Below are 2,055 nucleotides of genomic sequence, written 5' to 3'. Positions count from 1 at the left end.
AATCACCACGAATTGATGCTAATTCGACCTGGAACTAGCTTATCCTCCGAAACTGCAAAACTTCTCGACCTATACAGTAGTTAAGACTGGCCGTCTCAATGTCTACGATTCTCGAACTGCTTCGACGAGTCTACGGACGAAGTATCTCCTTCAGCGTTTTCACCACTTTCACACCTAACTCTCATTACGGTTGACACCGTATTTCTGCTCAATAATGTCCATCGACCGGGATACCTTCGAGAAGACGAGCGAGGACGAACTCGAGGAACTCTCCGTCCCGGATCAGGTCCTCGGATTTCTCGCCGCCAACGATGATCGCGCGTTCAAGGCTCGCGAGATCGCCTCTCAGATCGGTCTCGATGAGGGCGCGGTCAGCACCGCGCTCTCGAGACTGAAGGGCCGCGATCTCGTCGAACACAAAGCGACGTACTGGGCGATAACCGACGACACGGAGCGACTCGACGGATACAGCGGGTACGAACGGGCGACCGCCCTGTTCAACCAGCGACTCGGTACAGAGGACAAGGAGTCCTGGCGCGAACACGCACCCGAGGAACCGCATCCGAGCGTCGAGGACGAATAGTGACCGACGGAGAGAGACCAATTTTCGAGCGTGGCGACGTCGTCTACGGGGATGATCCGTTCAAAGGCGAGGAAGCTGCTCGGCCCTGGCTCATTCTCCTGAATCATAAAGGCCGTCCGTTCCACGGGGAGCAGTATATTGCGCTCACGTTGACGTCGAAATCCTGGATGGACGGCCTGATCGATGTTCCTGGTGAGAGTTGGCTTCGTGGTGGGACCCCGGATGAGAGTCAGATTGTCCCGTGGGGAGTACAATCGATCGACCACGAGGATATCGACTTCTGGCAAGGTCGCCTTGACAGCGATCTCGTCGACGAGGCGGTTGCTGCGCTCGTCGAAGAACTACACTAATAGACCCAACTGAAGATGAGACCAACTATCTCAATGTTACGGTCACAGCTTCAGAAGGTGGAACCGATATGTTCCTTTCCTTCGACGTCAGTACGGGGTGAGTCACCCGTTCAGTATGTCTGCGTGCCGACCGCACGACTCTCCGGTATTGTTGTATGCTGTTCTGCGAGCGTAGCAGATACGGGGACCAATTTAGTATCTACCACTTGTAATTTTAGAATAGCAATACAAAATGAGCAAGGATAACGAAAACGGTCGTGAAAATTCGAGGCTTCGGGTGGTTGGGCAGAAACGAGATATGCTCTTGGAGAGGGTCTACGATACCACAAAATTCGCAGATCTCGACAAGAAAATACGCGAACGAGGATCATAACTTCGGAGGATAGATCTCATGCGTGCCTTTGTTTTCTCACAAAAAGCTTGATTAAAATCTCGCTAAAATCAATAACAGTCCGTCATTCGAGTACCGCTCCAGCAGGCGCTTGTTTCACTGCGAACCGTTCGCGTGAACATCGTCGAACAAGTCTGTAACCCGCTGTTCGATATCGTTTCGGATCTCACGGACCTGATCGAGATCTTGGCCGTCAGGATCTGTTAGCGCCCAGTCGCGAACATCTATCTCTTCAGCATCGAGTTCGAGTGTCGAACAGCCCATTGTGGCGACGACGTCACATGATTCGAGCTCAGTCGTTGAGACTTCTCGAGGGACTCGATCCGAGAGATCGATCTCGTGGTCTTGCATGACCGCCACGACCTCGTCGTGGACGCTATCGGCGGGGTGAGTGCCACCGGTAATGATCTCAACACTGTCTTCGAGTCCACGACGGTCACGCTCGCGTTCGGCGAACGCTGTTGCCATCTGACTGCGACCAGCATTTTGTACACAAACGAATCCTAGAGTAACCGGCAAATCATCACTCATAAACAGCAGAATCGATGCCGTCGACTTGAGCACTTATATGTGATGTATATACGTCTCAATAGCTCAAAACGGGTCTGAGAGTACTTCTCAGATAGCCTATCAAGAGCCGCTGTGCCTGAAGTAACAGCTATACCGATCCCACTCGCTTGTGGAGGTGTGACTGAATCCGATGAGCGGACGGACCACCAGATCGCGTTCGT

3 protein-coding genes are annotated in these 2,055 nt (G+C 52.7%); 2 read left to right on the top strand and 1 reads right to left on the bottom strand.

What is annotated here, in order from left to right; translation table 11 throughout:
• Positions 1-214: 214 nt before the first annotated feature.
• Positions 215-583, top strand: coding sequence for a helix-turn-helix domain-containing protein (locus Z052_RS14415; protein WP_049933409.1), 369 nt, complete (start codon positions 215-217; stop codon positions 581-583).
• Positions 583-933, top strand: a complete 351-nt coding sequence (locus tag Z052_RS14410) for a type II toxin-antitoxin system PemK/MazF family toxin (RefSeq protein WP_099289180.1) — start codon at positions 583-585, stop codon at positions 931-933. The genes Z052_RS14415 and Z052_RS14410 overlap by 1 nt, the downstream gene beginning before the upstream one ends.
• A gap of 487 nt (positions 934-1,420) precedes the next feature.
• On the opposite strand, the gene Z052_RS14405 is transcribed toward Z052_RS14410, so the two are convergent.
• A complete protein-coding gene (locus tag Z052_RS14405; protein ID WP_099289181.1) occupies positions 1,421-1,855 on the bottom strand; it encodes a low molecular weight phosphatase family protein in 435 nt (144 codons plus the stop codon).
• Positions 1,856-2,055: the final 200 nt, after the last annotated feature.

Origin of the sequence: Halorubrum sp. C191, assembly GCF_002727095.1 — an archaeon.
Classification (GTDB): domain Archaea; phylum Halobacteriota; class Halobacteria; order Halobacteriales; family Haloferacaceae; genus Halorubrum; species Halorubrum ezzemoulense.
The sequence above is the reverse complement of the archived record's forward strand: the minus strand, read 5'-3'. Positions and strand labels throughout refer to the sequence as shown.